Origin of the sequence: Chitinophaga agrisoli (genome assembly GCF_008386695.1) — a bacterium.
In the GTDB taxonomy this organism is placed as follows: Bacteria; Bacteroidota; Bacteroidia; order Chitinophagales; family Chitinophagaceae; genus Chitinophaga; species Chitinophaga agrisoli.
This window is the reverse complement of record NZ_VUOC01000002.1, coordinates 1,891,595-1,910,326: the sequence shown is the minus strand read 5'-3', so window position 1 is coordinate 1,910,326 and position 18,732 is coordinate 1,891,595. Positions and strand designations below refer to the sequence as shown.

11 protein-coding genes are annotated in these 18,732 nt (G+C 50.3%); 2 read left to right on the top strand and 9 right to left on the bottom strand.

The window, feature by feature from the left end:
* Positions 1-44: 44 nt before the first annotated feature.
* Positions 45-2,585, top strand: coding sequence for a phosphocholine-specific phospholipase C (locus F0L74_RS14985; RefSeq protein ID WP_149838654.1), 2,541 nt, complete (start codon positions 45-47; stop codon positions 2,583-2,585).
* Between the two features lie 60 nt (positions 2,586-2,645).
* On the opposite strand, the gene F0L74_RS14980 is transcribed toward F0L74_RS14985, so the two are convergent.
* The 9 genes from F0L74_RS14980 to F0L74_RS14940 form a co-directional block, all read right to left on the bottom strand.
* The gene (locus F0L74_RS14980; protein ID WP_149838653.1) at positions 2,646-3,704 is read right to left on the bottom strand and encodes a winged helix DNA-binding domain-containing protein; all 1,059 of its coding nucleotides are present in this window, start codon (positions 3,702-3,704) and stop codon (positions 2,646-2,648) included.
* 51 nt (positions 3,705-3,755) lie between these two features.
* Entirely contained in the window at positions 3,756-4,628 is an 873-nt protein-coding gene (locus tag F0L74_RS14975) for an ankyrin repeat domain-containing protein (RefSeq protein ID WP_149838652.1), read from the bottom strand.
* Positions 4,629-4,684: 56 nt separating this feature from the next.
* The gene (locus tag F0L74_RS14970) at positions 4,685-5,539 is read right to left on the bottom strand and encodes an ROK family protein (RefSeq protein ID WP_149838651.1); all 855 of its coding nucleotides are present in this window, start codon (positions 5,537-5,539) and stop codon (positions 4,685-4,687) included.
* A gap of 6 nt (positions 5,540-5,545) precedes the next feature.
* Positions 5,546-6,862, bottom strand: coding sequence for an MFS transporter (locus tag F0L74_RS14965; RefSeq protein ID WP_149838650.1), 1,317 nt, complete (start codon positions 6,860-6,862; stop codon positions 5,546-5,548).
* Positions 6,863-8,680, bottom strand: a complete 1,818-nt coding sequence (locus F0L74_RS14960) for a class I mannose-6-phosphate isomerase (protein ID WP_149838649.1) — start codon at positions 8,678-8,680, stop codon at positions 6,863-6,865.
* 10 nt (positions 8,681-8,690) lie between these two features.
* Positions 8,691-11,579, bottom strand: coding sequence for a glycoside hydrolase family 38 N-terminal domain-containing protein (locus F0L74_RS14955; protein ID WP_246197715.1), 2,889 nt, complete (start codon positions 11,577-11,579; stop codon positions 8,691-8,693).
* 141 nt (positions 11,580-11,720) lie between these two features.
* Positions 11,721-13,238: a RagB/SusD family nutrient uptake outer membrane protein gene (locus F0L74_RS14950; protein WP_149838647.1), complete on the bottom strand. Its 1,518-nt coding sequence runs from the start codon at positions 13,236-13,238 to the stop codon at positions 11,721-11,723.
* A 56-nt stretch (positions 13,239-13,294) separates the two neighbouring features.
* Positions 13,295-16,363 carry a SusC/RagA family TonB-linked outer membrane protein gene (locus F0L74_RS14945; protein WP_149838646.1) on the bottom strand — a complete coding sequence of 1,023 codons (3,069 nt, stop codon included), beginning with the start codon at positions 16,361-16,363 and terminating at the stop codon, positions 13,295-13,297.
* A 61-nt stretch (positions 16,364-16,424) separates the two neighbouring features.
* Entirely contained in the window at positions 16,425-17,723 is a 1,299-nt protein-coding gene (locus tag F0L74_RS14940; protein ID WP_149838645.1) for a GH36-type glycosyl hydrolase domain-containing protein, read from the bottom strand.
* A gap of 242 nt (positions 17,724-17,965) precedes the next feature.
* Between F0L74_RS14940 and F0L74_RS14935 the strand changes: the two genes are divergently transcribed.
* On the top strand, positions 17,966-18,697 hold the full coding sequence (locus F0L74_RS14935) for a GntR family transcriptional regulator (protein ID WP_149838644.1): 732 nt from the start codon (positions 17,966-17,968) through the stop codon (positions 18,695-18,697).
* The last annotated feature ends 35 nt before the right edge of the window (positions 18,698-18,732 follow it).

Here is an 18,732-nt window from a genome sequence, read left to right as displayed (position 1 = left end):
TCACATTGTCAATGCTCAGAGAGAAATAATAACCTTTACTTAATATGGATACACGCAGGGAATTCCTTAAAAAGTCTGTACTGTTATCAGGGGCAGCAGGCCTCTCTACCGTAATGCCAGCCTCTATACAGCGGGCCATGGCCATTGATCCGGCGCCGGGCAGCACCTACCTGGATGCAGAGCATATTGTGGTGCTTATGCAGGAGAACCGCTCTTTTGACCACTGTTTTGGCACGCTGCAGGGGGTACGTGGTTTTAATGATCCCCGTGCGCTATCGCTGCCGGACAAAAAGCCGGTATGGCTGCAAACCAATGAGAAGGGCGAAACCTATGCGCCTTTCCGCCTGGACATGAAAGATTCCAAGATCACCTGGATGGGCTCCCTGCCGCACTCCCGGGCCAGCCAGGTAGATGCTGACAATAAAGGCAAATATGATCAGTGGCTTATCGCTAAAAGATCCGGTAATAAACAATATGCGCCCATGCCGCTAACGCTGGGTTATTATACCCGTGAGGACCTGCCTTTTAACTATGCCATGGCAGACGCCTTCACCATCTGCGATCAGCACTTCTGCTCTGCTATGACCAGCACTACGCCTAACCGTTCGTTTTTCTGGAACGGTAAGATCACCCACGAAGTGGATGGCCGGCCCAAAGCGCATATACGCAATGATGACTTCAGCTATGGCAAACTGCCCTGGAAGACCTTTCCGGAGCTGCTGACAGAAAATAACATTCCCTGGAAATTTTACCAGAACGAGCTCAGTTGCGGCGGCGGTTTTAAAGGAGAGGAACGTTCCTGGCTGGCGAACTTTGGTTGTAACAACCTGGAGTTCTTTGCTGCATTTAATGTAAAGTTCAGCCCCCGGTATGTACAGAGCCTGCAAAACCTGGTAGATACGCTGCCGGGTGAGATAGATAAATTGCAGGAAGCCAGCCCTTCTTCCGAAGACGCAGCACAAAAGATAAAAGCGGATGTAAAGAAAAAAATGGAGGTGCTGGATAATGCCCGCACTGAGCTGGCGCAATGGAACCAACAGAATTTCGATAAACTCAGCGATTACCAGAAACGTTTGTATGAGCAGGCGTTTGTAGTAAACAGTGGTGATCCGGGCTACCGTTCCTTAAGCAAACTGAGTTATGATGATAATGGTACGCAACGCGAACTGGCAGTGCCTGCCGGTGACCTGTTGTACCAGTTCCGTAAGGATGTAAATGAAGGCAAGCTGCCCGCGGTCTCCTGGCTGGCGGCCCCGCAAAACTACTCTGATCACCCCAGCGCACCCTGGTATGGCGCCTGGTATGTATCCGAGATACTGGACATCCTGACTAAGAACCCGGAAGTATGGAAGAAGACCATCTTTATTGTTACCTACGATGAGAATGATGGATATTTTGACCATGCGCAGCCCTTTTATATCCCTGATGAGAAGCGCCCGGAAACCGGCAAGGTATCTGACGGTATTGAAACGGAAATAGAGTGGGTACGCCTGGAGAATGAGCTGGCGCAAGGCGTAGGCAAAAGAGCGGCCCGCGAGGCGCCCATTGGTTTAGGTTTCCGTGTGCCTATGATCGTTGCCTCCCCCTGGAGCCGTGGCGGTAAAGTATGTTCACAGTTGTTTGACCATACCTCTACGCAGCAGTTCCTGGAAAATTTCTTTAACAATAAGTTGGGCAAGAAAATCCATCAAAAGAATATCAGCGAATGGAGAAGGACCATCTGCGGTGACCTTACTTCTGTATTCAGCCCTTATAATGGTAACAAACTGGAAACGCTGCCTTTCCTGAACAGGGACCAGTTTGTGGAAGATATCTTCAACGCAAAATTCAAACGGGAACCTAACGGGTTTAAACAACTATCCGAACAGGAGATCAATGAGATCATCGCAAAGCCTACCGCGCTAGACCGGCTGGTAGGGCAGGAGAAAGGTGTACGCCCCTCCAGCGCGCTGCCCTATGAGCTGTATGCAGATGCTACCCGCAGCGCCAATAAAAAACATATTGAAATAAAAATGACGGCCGGCAATAAGGTGTTTAGTAAACAATCTGCCGGATCGCCGTTTACGGTGTATGCTCCTGGTAAGTATACAGAAAAGGGAGCGGACGATATTTCCCGCAACTGGGGCTTTGCTGTAAAAGCCGGTGATAGCCTGACTTACTCCTGGCCGCTGCATGCATTTGACAATCATCAGTATCATCTGCGGCTGTATGGGCCTAATGGATTTTACCGGGAATTTAAAGGTAATGCCGAAGATCCTGAGCTGGCGGTGAGCGTGGAGTACGAGCTGGATGCTAAGTTGAAAAAGCCTACCGGTAATGTGCTGCTGCATATTGCGAATGCCGATGCGCAAAAAGCTGTAGAGGTAACGATCAGGGATAATGCTTATCAAAAGAAGGATATTGTGAAGGAGATAGCGCAAGGCGGTAATGCAGCGTTGGCGCTTTCGTTGAAGGATAGCCATGGCTGGTATGATTTCAGCTTAAGTATAAATGGTGCGGATGCGTTTGAGAAAAGGTATGCGGGGAGAGTGGAGACCGGGAAGGAGAGTATTAGTGATCCGTATATGGGGAAGGTGATAGGATAAGGTTTGATCAGAAGATATGCGAGGAATGCCATTGCAGTAGGGATGCTGTGATGGCATTTGTTATTCCAGCTCCTTTCCTGCAAACGTAGCAAACTCATTAAATCCTACCTGTATTTTCTTTTGTGTGGCAGCCGTTACGGCGCTGAATAAATTTGTCTGCACTGATACTGTATCCTTTTTAAATGTGCGCGCCCAGGTTCCAATTACTTCGCCTTTTTGTACGATCATGGGATTGAAGATGCCGTTTACCTGGTATACCCTTGATGCGTGCTGTGAAGGGAGGAACAAGCTTCTGTCTGCATAGGCCATCATGTATTCATCAAAACCAGGCAGGCAATAAAGGCCTGGTTTAGGAGCTGCTGTCTGTGTTGCAGACATCCAATAGGTTTGCTGTGCATGTGTAAAAGATGTGAGGCCAGCTTGCGCGGCTTCCAGGCCCTGGCGTGCTTCTGTGGGGGAAAGCCCGCTCCACCATACAAAATCCTGCAGCGTGGCAGGGCCTCTGCTGTTGAAATACTTTTTGGCCAGGGCTGCCAGCGCCGCTTCCCGGTGTTTGAAGCCAGGCTGGGTACCTGAAGGCAGCAGGGTATAGGTAGGGGTGTTACCGCGTTTAGGGCCGGTACAGATCAGTTGCTCCAATGCGGCCCGGTACAGGATATGGGTAAGCCTTTCTCCTTTTGCTTCGATCTTTGCTTTTGCAAAAGTGGCGGTCAGCTCTTCGCGGGATAAGGATTCATTGTCTTTCAGCGCGCGGGCCAGTATATTGCTGCATTTCTTTAATATTTTATCATCCAGCTCCAGGTTGCGGTAGCGGGCAGCGCCTGCGGTTATGATACGGGGCGCCAGCAGTGTTAAAAGCCAGTGCACATCCGCGGCGGCTACCAGGTGCAGGGTACCCCTGATACACCAGGTACGTATGATCTCTTTATTGGCGATAGCGGCGTCTATATCGATATCCTGTACACCCGGTATGCGGATGCCTACAGCCCATTGCGATTGCGCATAGTCCTGGGCTTGCATACACCCCATCCAGGATACCAGTTCCGGGATGGTCGTGAACTGATGGGCGGATATTTGCTGGCAGGCCAGCCGCAGGCTTAATATTGCAGTAGGTTGCATGTATGGATGATTGTACAGTACGAAGTTAGGGGCGCTGGTGACAGCGGTATGTCAGCAAGTAGAATATTTATTCCGGAGATAGCCTGCAATCTGTGCCAATCTTTCTTTGGCGTCTGCCGGGTAATCATCAGCAGTGAGCAGGTGTTCTGCCCAATCTAATGGGGTACCACGGTATATATGGTCTTTGATGCCGGTATCTGCGCCAGCGGCCAGGAGTAACTGTACACATTCCGGGCATGCTGCGCTTACTGCCTGGTGCAGCGCGGTGGCATGACGATGGAAGCCGGTGGCGGTGTCCGGTGTGGCATTGATATCGATATCAGGGCTTATAAGTAAAGAGAGAAAGGTAGCATTGCCATAGAAGGCCGCCAATACCAGCGCCAGCTGCCGGTCTTCTTTGCTGGCTGTTGGTAATAGCTGGTTAACGCTATCAGTTAGCTGTAGTCCTACTGCTGCGGGTAGGGTAAGGGGAACGCCCCGCTCCAGTAGCTGTTGTGCCGCTGCGGTGTTATTGTGCGCCAGGGCTGACAGTACGCCGTTGGGCGTGGCGCCGGCGGCAATTAACTGATCAATAAGCGCTATCTGCACACCCGATCCGCGGGTACTGCTGCCGGTTACCACCAGGCCCAGCGCTTCTGTGAGTTGCATAGAAAGAGTATCCGGCGCATGCTTTTGTATAGCCGCTATCAAGACCTGTGTTATATCTGTGATATTGGAAGGCACCCTGCCATTGCGGATGGGATTGTCAGCAATAAACCAAAGCAGGAAAGGCCGCTGGAAATAGCCTTGCTCCGGCTTATCCAGCCGCCGGGTAACCAGTTCGGGATGTTGTGCCAGCAGGTTTTCCAGCGCTGTCACATTGCCGGTATCGATGGCTGTTACGGCTTCACGGAACAGCGGATCAGTGATCTCTATTGCCTCCATAGTGATTGTATACGCCTTAATTTAGGCATTTTAATGCAGAACAGGAAGCGGAGACCTTATTGCCATATACCGGCCGCACCGTAGAGCGGGGCCTCCTCACCCAGGATGGACAGGGAAAATTTGATCTGTAATCCTTTTGCTTGCAGACATTCCTGCAGGCCACCTGCAAAGAGCGCATAGGTGCGGGCTATATTACCACCCAGTAAGATATGTGTTGGTACCGGATTTAACGTCGAGATGAAAAGACCCAGGTTGGCCCCAAATCCATGGAACACGGCTACAGCTGCTTTATCTGCCGGGGCAGTAGCGGCAATGGCCTTTACGCTGGGGTTAAACTGACCGCCTAACTCCTGGTAGCGCCGCAGGATCCAGCGGGTGCAGAAATATTCCTCTGCCCGGGATTCCAGGAAAGGGGTGTTAAAATAGGCCGCATCATGCGCTATTCCGTTTTCCGCGACGGCTGATCCAAAGCCTGTGCCTAATGTAAAACCGGTTATATCCTTTTCTCCTTTTACTGCGCCGTTATAGATCTCACCCTGCAGAAAACAATGCGCATCATTGGCCATCCTTATATCGCAAACATCCATAGAAAGCGCAGCTGCCAGCAGTTCCTTTACGTTCAGGCCGTATAAGGCTTCATATTTATGCAGGCCTTTAATGAGGGAGATCCCCGCTGCATAATCAAAGGGCCCTGGTAAAGCGATACCTACCCGGTGCACGCCGGGCACAGCCTGCAGGCTTTGCCGCATAATGCTGCTCCAGGCGTGTATGATCTCTTCCGCCGGCGCCTGCGCATTTACCAGCCCGCGATGTTGGGAGCCGGGCAGGATACTGCGCTCCTGCTCATCGATCAGGGCAGTGGTGATATGTGTACCGCCTATATCTGCGCTTAATACAAAGGAGTGGTTCATGATCAATTAGTGTGTTAAGTTATTCCAGTTTGCCTGGATCTGTTCCAGGGACTGGCCTTTGGTTTCCGGCACCAGTTTATATACGGTGATGAATGCAAGTACGCAGAACACTGCAAAGAACCAGAAAGTGGATGCTGTGCCTATACCCATCAGCAGCATGGGAGTTAACTGGCCTACGATCGTATCCGCTACCCACATTACCATAATACTGAAGGAGAGGGCCTTTGCCCGGATATGATCCGGAAAGATCTCCGCAGCTATTACAAATTTCAGCGGGCCAATGGAGAAGGCAAAGAATGCCAGGAACGCCAGTACGCATAGCAGCAGATATATGCCATTGGCCGCGCCTGCGTAGAAGCAGATGCCGGTAAGCGCCAGGCTCACTGCTGCGCCGGCAGTACCCCAGAGGTACAGCGGCCGCCTGCCTAAACTGTCTACTTTCCAGATAGCGATCAATGTAAAGGCTACGTTTGCCGCGCCAAAGAACAGCTGGCTCATAAAGGAGTTGCTGAGCGTTATGCCTGCATTGTGCAGGATGGTGGGCCCGTAATAGATAATCGCGTTGATACCGCTGAACTGTGAGAACAAGGGCAGCAATATACCTATGAGCAGTGCCCTGCGGTAAGCTGGCGCCGCCAGCTGGCGGTAGCTGCCCGTTGCTGCAGTAGCCACGTTGCCCCCTTTTTGCTGTTTGTGCCAGCGGGGGCTTTCCGGGATGATGGTCACACCCAGCAAAAAGAGCAGGGCGGGCAACATGCCAGCGCCAAACATTTTGCGCCATACAGCTATATTGGCAATGAAATAAAAGAAACCTGTAGCGTTGTTCTCTGACTGGCCGTATTGCAGTATCAGCGCATTGCTGAGGTATGCGGTAAAAATACCGATGGTCACGGCCAGTTGATAGTAGGTGACCAGGCGGCCTCTTTTATGATCCGGCGCTATCTCTGACAAGTATAACGGCACTACTGTAGACGCAACACCTACGGCCAGGCCTGACAGTATACGCGCGCCAATAAGCCAGGAGAAAGCGGAGAAAAAGGTGCAACCGGCTGCCGCCAGCAGGAAGAGAAGGGCTGCCAGTACCATGAGTTTTTTACGGCCGATGCGGTCGCTGAGGTCACTGGCAAAGATAACGCCTACAATACAGCCTGCCAGCGCCGATGATACAAACCAGCCTTGCTGGGCGGCATCTAAATTAAATGCTGACTGTACAAAAGGCAGTATGCCGGATATCACCGCCATATCAAACCCAAAGAGGAATCCCCCCAGGGAGGCAATGAATGTTACGAGCGGCAGGTTGCCGGCAGTGGTTTCTCTGGTCATTTACAAGGAAGTAAGGTCATTGAAAATAGCGTGTTCCGGTTTCAGGAAAGCTTTGATCACTTTGGCTCTGCCGGGGCCAGTGTTCCGTATCTCACATATGCCGGCGGCAGCGGGTATCACAAAGGTTTCCGCGTAATGATATGGTATGGCTCCGCCATTGGTTGTGCTTACGGTAACAGATGTACCTTCCACGAGCATCATAACGAGGCAGCAGTTGTCAGTAGGTACTGTTATAACAGAGTCAAACTCCAGGCGGTGCACATCGTAAAAATGTACGGCGTGGGTAGGCAGATGTATGATCTGCCAGCCTGTACCTTCCTGTATGATGGCAGGTACTGATATTAACTGCTCGTTTACAACAGCGCCCTGCCTGCTGAAATCCAGATTGCGGAACGCATGTTCAATGCTGATGGAGCGGGGCTTGCCATCCAGGCCAGGCCGCAGCCAGTCATACATCTTAAATGTAAAAATATAAGGTGTGGCGCTTATCTCCAATACCATATTATTAACACCGGCGCTGTGTACCGTACCATTAGGGATCAGGAACAGATCATGGCGCTGTGCAGGTTTCCGCTGCACATACTGCTCAATATCTACGGCCTGTTGCTGGTCACGGCTTTGCTCCAATACGGCGCGGAAAGCAGCAGGATCAATGCCCTGTTGAAAACCCAGGTATACGCCTGCATCTTCCTTACAATCCAGGATATAATACGTTTCATCCTGCGTAATGGTTTCCCCGAATTGCTCCCGGATATACTCCAGGCTGGGATGGCATTGAATGGAGAGGTTGCCGCCGTTAAAAGTATCCAGGAAGTCAAAACGGATGGGGAATTCATACCGGAAGATAGGCGCGTGTTTACCCAGGATAGCCTCATGGCGGTAAAACATCAGCCATTCAAACGGTATTTCCAGCAGGTGACCATCGCTTTCAAATACGAGGCCGTTTTCCGGTACGATCGCCTCAAAGGACCAGGCATAATTCTTTGCGGCCGGGTTAAGGCCGGGGATATGCTGTTTCATCCACTGTCCGCCCCAGGCGCCGGGCTCAAACCAGGGCCGCACGCGGAAACAGGAGCTGGTGATACCGTCAATACCGGTGGTGAGGTCAGTCTGGCTGATCCAGGTCATGGTATCCGGCCATTGGGCGTCTGCAAACAGCTGGATCCTGTGCAGCAGTGATTGTTTATAGTTGTTAAGCACTACCCAGTCTACAAAATAGCTGCGTTTGTACATCTCTGCCGGCGCTTCCGGTATGGCGCTACCCAGGTTGGCCGCAGCGCCCGCCCGTTGGCGGTATTGCAGTTCGTTCTTGGGTAGATCCAGGTATATTACCGGCGCCAGCGGGTGTGCCAGCGCGGCGCCTGTGCCAATTACAATATTCAGCGTAAATGCGGTATCTGCGCTAAAGGCTTGTGGTTTACCCGGCGCAAAGAAGTCTGTAAGCTGCAATGTGGTACGGGTACCCCATACCTCGTCTATTTCACCAATAAAAGGGGCTACCAGGGCTTGTATGTCTGCAGTAGGTTTCAGCCACTCACGGGTGGCATGCCATTTAACGGATACACCTGTATGCGCAAATTCCTGTGTCAGCGCGGTCTGTATGGCAGACCAGTCTATACCTTCATACCCGTCTATGAGCACCAGCTCGTGCCGGGCTATCCAGGCAGCCAGCGAGGCATAACCGGTATGGATCTTTCCTTCGCCAAGGGGGTGTGTGGGGTAGATGTTATATCCATCCGGTGTGGTTGCCGGCAGCTGCACCGGCAGCAAGGGTTGTATGGAGTCCCGGCCTGTCATTGTTTTTTCTTTGCTAAGCATTGATTTCCAATCAGTTTGTTGCAACATGAATCATTAAAACGCCTTTAGCGGGCAGGTTAAACGCAGTTTTCATTTCGGTGAGGTCTTCCTCCTGCAGGTTGCTTTGCCATACCCGCAGCGCAGCGGCGCCATTATGCGGGGCCAGGGTAACTGCCGCGGGAGCATCTGCGGTATTAACCAGCTGCAGCATTACGCCTTTGCCATTGCGGGCGGGGTTGATATTCTCCACATACACGCCCGGACATTGGATGGTAAAGAACAGGGCTTCCTGTGCGGGGCCTGTTGCCCGCGCAGCTATCAATGGCTGATGGTTGGCCAGGCCATACAGGTTGGCGGCATACGCATCGTACGCTTTATGCGCCTGCAGGTAATAGCGGAAGGTAACGGGGCCTTCCTGGCTGGCGCGGAAGTTGGTGTGCCAGAGGTTATTCATCACCCATGAAGCAATGGTGGGTTGCTGCTCCGTAAAAGAGCGCCATAACGTGGAATTATGCAACCCACCTAATAACCCGGCAGTAGGGTAGCGGCCTATCTCAAATAAGGGCGCATCCGGGCTGCTCCAGGTAATGCCCATGTCTTTATTGGAAACATCTACCCAACGCTGTACTGTATACCAGTTCCTGTTTGTATTGGGCAGCTGGTCCGCTTCCGCGGTAATGCTGCCCCAGGGAATGCTATAACGTACCTGCGCATCAGGAATATGGAAGGGAAATACAAAGTGCACGCTCTCTTTCTGGCGGATGGCTTTTTTATCCACCGTGTTGATCAGCTCTACGCGGTCAATGCCGGCGACCAGTTTTATTTCCCTTTGCAGGCTGTTAGCGCCGGGCGCGGGGGATGATACCAGCAAGCTTACCACCAGCGGGCCTTTTTCTTTTATGCGGATGGATGCCTGTGTGGCGTATTGTACTTTTTCTGCAGAGTCGCCGGGCAGGTAGGAGTACTGGTTAAGCCCTGCGGAATCTGCGAGGTTAGCCGGATTACCTGCTTTTTGTAAGCGGGTGATGTTGCCTGTTTGCGCATCCAGCTCCACTGTATAGATGCCATTTTGCAGATGATTGCCGGTAACATTGGCGCGGCTGCTTACATAGGCGTTGCCTTGCTGGATGGTGAAACGCTGTTTAGAGAACGGCGGGAGCTGCTGCACCAGGAATGCCAGCTCGCCTGTGCTTAAACGTTGGGAAGGTATTTTGTGCCCCTGATTATCCTTTACCAGATCGCCCGAGGCGCTTTGGGAAGCGGGGATGACGACCAGCTCTGTGCGTGGTTGATTCAGCGTATTATATACATCAATGGCATTGGTTATAGCGGTTTCGCCAGTTTCGCTTTTAGTTAATAAGGCGTTTGTGTTTTTTTCTGCGTTTAGTGCAAAGGCCTGTTTGTATGCCCATTGGGAGATGGCTTTAGGATCTTCCGGATGAGATACGCTGTTGTGTGCACCCCAGGTATGCTCATTGAACATAATAACATCTTTCCAGGCAGTATCAAAATCGGCTGCGGGGTAACCGGTTTTTCCGCGCAAGGCCCAGATGGCGCCAGCCTGCTGGAGGCGATCAGATGCATTACGGGTAATGGCTGTTTCGCGTGCGCCGGATGCCAGGCCGTCTGTCCAGAACTCTGTATAATCGCCGGATATTACGGGTAGCTGGTCTTTATAAGCGGCTTCCACATCCTGCAGGAAATCATGAGCGGAGGTGATCACCAGGTGCGGGGAGGCATACCGCTCATTCCAGGCCTTTACCGCATCCGGCAGTTCCGGATCTATAGGCGCGTTGTCGCTCATGGCCCAGGTAAGCAGGGTCATGTTATAGGGGAAATCCTTCTGCTGCAGTTTATCCAGGTAATTGAACAGAAAGGGATTCAGGAAATTATCACTAGGGTGACCGGTATAATAAGGTTTGGGATCGTCTATGGTAAAGAAATTAGGGATCTTATTACCCTTAATAGAGTAGCCGATGGAGTAGGGGGAGCATTGCCAGAACAACAGCTTTTGCCCGCCGGAAGGGGAGCGCCAGTAAAAGGGCTTATCCCGCCACTGGTCTGCACTGCCTATACGGTCAGATGCGTTGGGCGCGCTCAGGAAGTATTTGATACCAGTAATATCCGTTTGGCTGGAGAGGCCCCAGGTAGCGCCAGGTACATCGCCCTGGAACATGGATTGTACGGTAATGCCATGCTCTTTTGCCAGCTGTGTGCCGGTATAGAACATATGCATTAACTGGGCGGGGCTGGTGGCGCTGGTATTGATGTTGCCATATCCGCCATCCAGGTTGATCCATCCTTTTTTTACGGCATCCCAGAAGCGGCGCTGTTTGTCCGCATCTGCGGCGGCCAGGTAGTGCTCTACTACCCAGATGGCTTCTGTGCTCCATTTAAAACGTGCGCCTTCCGGATAAGTAGCGGTGCGGGCGGCAATATTGATGGCTTCATCAATATTGTTCATATGGATGGATAAGACCTTGGCCTGCACGTTCGTATAACCTACATCCACATGGGAGTGGGGCATTACGTATACCTTCCACTCGCGGGTGGGGGATACGATACAGCGGGCGGTATATTGCTGTCCGTTGGAGCTAAGCTGTACGGAGAGCTGTACATCTTTCTGTACCGGGACACCGGGTAAAGCTATCTCATAAACGGCGCGGCCGGCAGTATCTGCGGGTAATTGTACGCTATCCTGCAGGCCATTGAATGATAACAGGAGTTTACCCTGCGTATAATCTTTACCGCCGTGGAAAAGCATACGCACCATCCTGCGGGGACCGCCGGCATGGTTGAGATAGGCCACGGTGGGCTGCAGCTCAATGGAGGTGAACGATGGTTTAGAAGGCTGTGCTGTTACGGCGCCGCCATATAAAAAGCCCGCCAGTATTATGAGGTGGAATGGTTTGAAACGCATAGAGGAAACAATATGTACAAACATATGGACATATTCTGACTTTACCAATAAAAAGTCGATTCATGGCTGGCTAGATAAGGAAATAAACAAAAAAGGCACACCGATGAAGGTGTGCCTTTGTCTGGTATGTATGAACAAAGTTTAAAAGCCAGGATTGTTGGGTAATAGTGCCTGGTTCACATCTGTTTCCTGCTTAGGCAGCGGGAACAGGCGTTGTTTTTCTGTGAAAGTGAAATTGAACACGGTTTTATGTCCTACAAAGGGATCCCAAGCGCCTGTAATATCGTTGTGCACTCTTTGGGTGCGCAGCATATCAAACCACATTTTGTTTTCGAAGCACAGCTCAAAATACCGTTGCAGCCATACTTCGTGTTCAAAGTCGGTTTGTGATAAGGCGCCTATAGGAGCCAGCTTTGCGCGGGCGCGGATGGCGTTTACGTAGCTAACCGCGTTGGCATTAGGCCCGCCTTCAGCGCGGTTAGAAGCCTCCGCATACATCAGGTACACATCTGCCAGGCGGTAGATGGTGTAGTTCAGATCTGATTTAGCGGTGTTTGCCACGGCCACAGAGTCAAAGAACTTGTAGATGTATGGATGAGGGAAGGTAAACGTATCAGTAGCGGGCGCTTTCTTCTTATACTTGGTATAGAAGAACTGGCGTTCCTGTACGCGTTTGTCTCCTGCAGGGAATGATGCGATGAACTGGTTGGTAGGATATACAGAACCATATTCATCAGAATACTGGGATATACCCGCGTAGTTAGGAATAGTAAGCGCAGTAAGCGGATTGGTTACCGGTATACCTGCGCCGAATTGCACCTGGAAGATAAATTCGCCTTTGTTCTTATTGGCAGGGTTATTCATGTCCCTGTATTCAGGAAACAGGGAGTAACCACCATTATCAATAACCGCTTTGGAGCGTTTGGCAGATTCTGCGTAATACTGGTTGCCGCCATTAATAGCTGCACCAGCATAGGTCAGGTACACATCTGCCAGAATGGCTTCTACAGCGCTCTTGGAAATTTTGCCGGTATTATCATTCCAGGGCAGGTTAGCTTTTTCTGCTTCCAGCAGGTCTGGTATGATAATGCTATCATAGATCGCTTTGGCCGGTGTACGAGGAATGTTCAGATTTCCTACATCTTCCGGTTTAGGCACAGAGGTTACCTTAGGCACCGCACCGTATAATCTTACCAGATAAAAATAGTACAATGCGCGCAGGGCATGTGCTTCCGCCAGCAGGTTGGTTTTATCGCCATCTGTTACATTGCTTACATTGGGAATGTTGTCCAGCGCAGAGTTACAAGCACCTACGCCCAGGTACATCTGCAGCCACCAGGTATCCACATAAAAAGAAGTGTTACTGTAGCTGAGGTTCTGAAAAGTAACGAAACCAGTCTGGCCCAGATCGCTATTACACTTACCTGTCATGAACTCCATGAGGTTATATGTATTACCGCCATAGGAGCCGGCCTGGCCGGTTAATAAGCCCTGCAGGTTATTGTAACAACCATTGGCAAAAGTCCTGGCTACTTTGATGCCCGAAAGGGGGGTGCCAGGTTGAATAAAACCAGTTGGCTTTTCTTCCAGGAACTTTGTACATGCTGCAAAGTTCATCAGGACTAAAGCCGCTATTATCAGATGTTTTGCTTTCTTCATTTTAATCAGTTTTTAATACTACGGTTAAAAAAGGGGCGCTTTAACTGCCCTCGCCACTAAAAGCCCAGAGATACGCCCAGGTTCCACACGCGAGGTCTGGGATAAGAGAAGAAGTCCAGGCCCTGTGAGAAGAAGCTGCTGTTACCGAAGGCAGAGTTAAAGGTATCCACTTCAGGATCGTAACCAGTGTATTTGGTGATCAGGAACAGGTTCTGTACGCTTGCATAGATACGCAGCTTAGTGATGTGCAGGCGCTCATTCACAGCATCGGGCATGGTGTAACCCAGCGTAAAGTTCTGACCACGGATAAAGGAACCGTCTTCTACCCACCAGGTATCAAAGTGAGAATCCTGTGTGAATTTGTAGCTACGTACCTGTGCTATCATGGTGTTCTGGTTCTGTGGCGTCCAGGCATTCAGCACGGAGGCAAGGCTGTTGGCCAGTGTCTGACGGTCTTCTGTAGAGTGTTTGAAGGTAGCTGCTGTGTTTGCGCCCTGAACAATACGGATATCAAAGGAGAAGTCCCAGTTCTTGTAGTTAATGGTGCTGCTAAAGGTACCAGTCCATTTGGGATAGGCGCGGCCAATGATGCTGTAGTACGGGCTGCCATCCTTGTTGTAAATGTATTTACGGTCGCCGGGTTTCAGGCTATGCGCTGCTGCTTCTGCCGCTTCGTTTTCGCCATAAGTGCCCAGGCGGGTCATACCATAGAAGGAACCGATGGGCTCACCTACGCGCAATACGTTAGTCTGCCCCAGGAAGTTAGGACCAGGGAAGATATCTGCATTACCGTTGTTCAGCTTCAAGATGGTATTCTTGTTAGAGGTAAAGATAAAGTTGGTGCTCCAGGTGAAGTTTTTAGATTTAACGTTCACTGTATGCAGGTTTACTTCTATACCGGCGTTCCTTACGGAACCTACGTTTTCATAAACATAGTTATTCACCATACCTGCAGACCAGGGGATAGGTGTTTGCAACAGCAGGTCCTTGGTAGTACGGTTATAGTAGTCTACATCAAAAGACACGCGGTTGTCGAACAATGAAGCTTCTATACCGGCATCAAACTGCAGGGAGCGTTCCCATTTCAGGTCGGGATTGCCAATGTACTGCGGCAGCAGGCTGCTCACGTTTGCACCGTTTTGTACGGTAGTGCTCGGATTCAGCTGTGGCAAGGACAGGTATTGCCCGATTTCCTGGTTACCGGAAATACCGTAGCTGGCGCGAAGTTTCAGATCGTTGATCCAGCTGGTGTTCTTCATGAAATTTTCCTGGGATACACGCCATGCAGCACCAATAGACGGGAAGAAACCGTATTTATTATTCTTACCGAATTTGGAGGAACCATCGTAACGGCCGGTAGCGGTGAACAGGTATTTGTCATCGATATTGTAGGTCAGACGGGCAAAGTAAGAGTTCATGCTCCATTGATAGTCGCTGGAAGCGATGCCTTGCCGTACGGAACCTGCACCCAGGTTATGATACTGGAAGAAGTCATCAATGAAGTTCTGAGATTCTGCATCGAAAGACTCGTAATTAAACTTCTGGAAGGAGATACCGCCCATAGCGGTGAGGCTTTGGCGGGAGTTGATCTTTTTATTCCAGGTCAGGTAGTTTTCTGACTGCCAGTACCGTGTGGTGTTGTTATACATATGCGCATCACCACCCTGGTCTTGTGACAGGTGCGGCAGATCGGCAGAGGAGAAGAAGTTGTTCTTATTGGCGATCAGGTTATAACCAAAGTCAGTTTTAAAATCGATGTCTTTGGTAATATGGAACTGCAGGTAAGCATCGCCTACTGACTGCAGTGCATTGTTAAGGGTGTACCTGTCTTCTGAGATGTGTACCGGGTTGGGCGCACCTTCCAGACCGCCTATGTCGTTATTACCAGCCCAGCTGCCGTCAGGATATTTTACAGGTACAATGGGTACTTCTTCTGATACAGCGCGGGGCACGTTCAGGGCGCCGTTGCCGTCAGATACTACCCTTTGTTTGCTGGAAAGCAGTGATACGTTACCGCCGATGGTCAGCCATTTGTTCACATCACGGTCCAGGGTAAACCTGGCAGAGTAGCGTTTGAACCAGGAATTGATCATCAGACCGTCCTGATCCAGGTAACCCAGTGATACGCTGTACAAGGTCTTTTCGTCCCCACCCTGCATATTCAGATAATGGCTATGTGATACAGCGGGTTTGTATACCTCTTTTTCCCAGTTGGTGTTATAAAGCGGTTTGTTGTTTTCGTCGAACAATTTGGGCAAATGCGCATGATCTAAAGGAACTTGTGGCGCCCAGGTGCCGCCATCAGGATCGAATTTGGTTGCGTTAGCAAATGCTTCGTTGTAGACTTTTACAAATTCATCAGAGTTTAAGGTTTTCAGATGGCGGGCGAGTGTGCTTACGTTTACGCTGCCTTCGTAGCTGATACGGGGCGTGCCGCGTACGCCGCGTTTGGTGCTTACGAGGATTACGCCGTTAGAGCCACGGGCGCCAAAGATGGCGGTAGCGGAGGCGTCTTTCAGTACTTCAATAGAGGAGATATCGCTTGGGTTCAGTGAGTTAGCGTCTACGCCTATTACTCCATCCACCACGTACAATGGGTCTACGTTCGAGTTGATGGAGCCGATACCGCGTATGCGCACCTTTGCACCGGTACCGGGCGCGCTGCTGTTTACGTTAACATCCACACCGGCGATCTTACCTTCCAGGGCCTGGGAGATGTTGGGCACCGGCTTGTCCATCAGCTTTTCAGCTTTCAGGGTTGCAACGGCGCCGGTCAGGTCTGATTTTTTGGCAGTACCATAACCAATCACCACTACGTCATTGAGGGTGCTGGCTTTGGTTGATAATTTTACATCGATAGTTGTCTGGCCGCCAACGGTGATCTCCTGGCTGGCGTAACCGGTGAAAGAAAATACCAGAACGGCATTCTGGCTAGGCACCTGCAGGGTATAGTGCCCGTCCACATTTGTGAGGGTACCCGTATTGCTGCCTTTGATCTGAATGGTCACATTTGGTAACGGTGATGCATCGCCTGCATCAGTGACCCGTCCGCTTATTTTCGTTTGGGCCATTGCACCTAAGGAGAGTAGCATGCATGCAATGGCATAAATAAACGTTTTTTTCATAACAGGTTTTTTGGTTTTACGAATAGAATGTAGAAAATATGAGGCACGGATGGCTAGTACCTCATTTATGTTGAGTCGCCCATTGTTTTAATAACGTGATTGTATCATATAGTACGCCGGCTTCGCCCCGGAAGTCCCCTGATCCTTTGGGGGCGCCTGTTTGTACGTCGTACCATTCAAAGAAACCATTGTGCGCAAGCACGCGGTCGAGCATCGGGTTTAATTCGTTCACTGCTTCGTTTATAAACCCATTTTGTATCAATGCCTGTATCATGCGCCCACCAAACCAGGTCCAGTCCCCTGCATTCTGATATACATAAGGATGCATATTGGGAAACTGCTTTGCCGGATAAGGCGGATATACAGTTATGCCGATGGTGGCATGTTTTTCTTTAGCGGCTGCCTGTACCATCTGGCGGTTGATGGCGGCAATCTCATTTTGGTTGTGAAAACCCGCCAGCACTGCACAAGCAGTACCGCCGGTATATAGTATCTCTTTTTCGTTAAAATCTGCTGAGAATGGGCTGCCGTTTAAATACAAATGCGGCAGATAATGCTGGGATGCCGGTTGCCAGAGATATTGCCTTACATGTTCACGGATCTGTGCGGCTATCTTTTTCCAATCCTTTGCCGGCTGATAACCTGCCGGTTGCATGGAAAGGAAGTCCTGCAGCGCCAGGGCAAACATGGCATTATCATAAATATCAATGGCCCATTTGGTCTTATCGTTGATGGCTACGCCCCAGCCGGTTTCCGGTTGTACATCCCCCCAATCTATTGTAGTAGCGCCCGTTACCAATCCGTATTTGGCAGACCAGCGTTCGCGCATCACATATGTCAGCGCGGCTTCCATGCGTTGTAACACTGTCGTGTCGCCTATCTTTTCTGTAAGGATGGAGCGATCACCGGTAGCGTCGATATATTTTTTTACTGCCTGTATGAGCGATGATTCCTGGTCTGTCTCTACTGTGTTCTTATGTGCGGACCAGCCCGGCGCCAGCGCTGTATGCCGGTATTGATAACCCGCACGCGCCTTGCGGCTGTCAATAGCGCCATCTACAATGTCCCCGCCGCTGCCTTGCAGGCGGAAAAAGAGCAGCAGCATATTTTTCACTGTATCCTTAGGATGCACCTGCAGCGAGCCTTTGATGAAGGTGTTAAAGTCCCGTATCCACACTTCACCGTAAGAGGTACCTGCGGCAAAGCCTGTAAGCAGGCTTAATGCCCTTGACTGTATCGTATCTAAGCGGTTATCTGCAAGAATAGCGGCAGCCAGTTTATGTTGGTTGATTTGCGCATAAGATGGTTGAAAACAAGTCAAAAAGCCGGCAATAACGTGAATGATAACGGTGCTTTTCATATGCTCGCCTGTGAATGTACAAACATATAAACATGAATCCACTTTTGCAAGTATCTTTGAAAATTGGTGAAATATTCCCCAATATTTCGTTTTTGATTGATATTAAGTATATTAGATAATGCATTTTGGTTAATAAGTATTAATTTTATACCTATTAAGGGAAAAACTATGATTATACATACTAAACGACCGGACATAGCCGCATTAGTTTTTTTAGTATTTTGTGCTTACCTATAGCGAACATGAACTATAATCTGGACCACAAGAATCCCGTTCCCCTGCACCTTCAGGCGGAAAATCTACTGCGTGCCATCATAAAGGATCCGCAGTACGCTAACGGCAAGTTTTTACCAAACGAGATACAGCTGGCCAAACAATTCGCCATTTCAAGATCCACGTTACGCCAGGCCCTGAATAAACTTGTATATGAAGGACTACTGGTACGAAAAAAAGGCGTTGGCACCCGTATAGCGGAGCCGGCCATCAGCTCCAAATCCAAGAACTGGCTAAGCTTTACGCAGGAAATGACTGCCCGTGGCGTGCACATCAAAAATTTTGAACTGCATGTTACCTGGGTAACACCCGAAGACGCTATCGCAGATTTTTTTGACATAGGCACTGCTAAGAAGATCCTGAAGCTGGAACGGTTGCGGGGCAAGCTGGAAGGTCCTTTTGTGTATTTCATCTCCTATTTTCACCCGAGGGTGGGGCTGACAGGAGAAGAGGACTTTAAGCGTCCGCTGTATGATATACTGGAAAAGGACTATCATGTTACGGCCACCCTTTCAAAAGAGGAGATCAGCGCCAAAGCAGCTGATAAATTCCTGGCTGCCAAGCTGGAGGTGGAACCGGGCTCGCCGATCCTTTGCAGGAAACGTTTTGTGTATGACCAGGGAGAGCGCCCGATTGAATATAACCTGGGTTATTACCGGGCGGATAGTTTTGTTTATACCGTGGAAAGCAGAAGGGAATAATCATTCCCGGCTAATAATAAAAAGGAAAGGGTCNN

Excerpts from the sequence above, each read along its gene's own strand:
- F0L74_RS14975 (WP_149838652.1), bottom strand. The coding sequence starts at position 4,628 with ATGGAGGCAATAGAGATCACTGATCCGCTGTTCCGTGAAGCCGTAACA.
- F0L74_RS14985 (WP_149838654.1), top strand. The coding sequence starts at position 45 with ATGGATACACGCAGGGAATTCCTTAAAAAGTCTGTACTGTTATCAGGG.
- F0L74_RS14960 (WP_149838649.1), bottom strand. The coding sequence starts at position 8,680 with ATGCTTAGCAAAGAAAAAACAATGACAGGCCGGGACTCCATACAACCC.
- F0L74_RS14980 (WP_149838653.1), bottom strand. The coding sequence starts at position 3,704 with ATGCAACCTACTGCAATATTAAGCCTGCGGCTGGCCTGCCAGCAAATA.
- F0L74_RS14970 (WP_149838651.1), bottom strand. The coding sequence starts at position 5,539 with ATGAACCACTCCTTTGTATTAAGCGCAGATATAGGCGGTACACATATC.
- F0L74_RS14935 (WP_149838644.1), top strand. The coding sequence starts at position 17,966 with ATGAACTATAATCTGGACCACAAGAATCCCGTTCCCCTGCACCTTCAG.
- F0L74_RS14940 (WP_149838645.1), bottom strand. The coding sequence starts at position 17,723 with ATGAAAAGCACCGTTATCATTCACGTTATTGCCGGCTTTTTGACTTGT.
- F0L74_RS14955 (WP_246197715.1), bottom strand. The coding sequence starts at position 11,579 with ATGCGTTTCAAACCATTCCACCTCATAATACTGGCGGGCTTTTTATAT.
- F0L74_RS14950 (WP_149838647.1), bottom strand. The coding sequence starts at position 13,238 with ATGAAGAAAGCAAAACATCTGATAATAGCGGCTTTAGTCCTGATGAAC.
- F0L74_RS14965 (WP_149838650.1), bottom strand. The coding sequence starts at position 6,862 with ATGACCAGAGAAACCACTGCCGGCAACCTGCCGCTCGTAACATTCATT.
- F0L74_RS14945 (WP_149838646.1), bottom strand. The coding sequence starts at position 16,363 with ATGAAAAAAACGTTTATTTATGCCATTGCATGCATGCTACTCTCCTTA.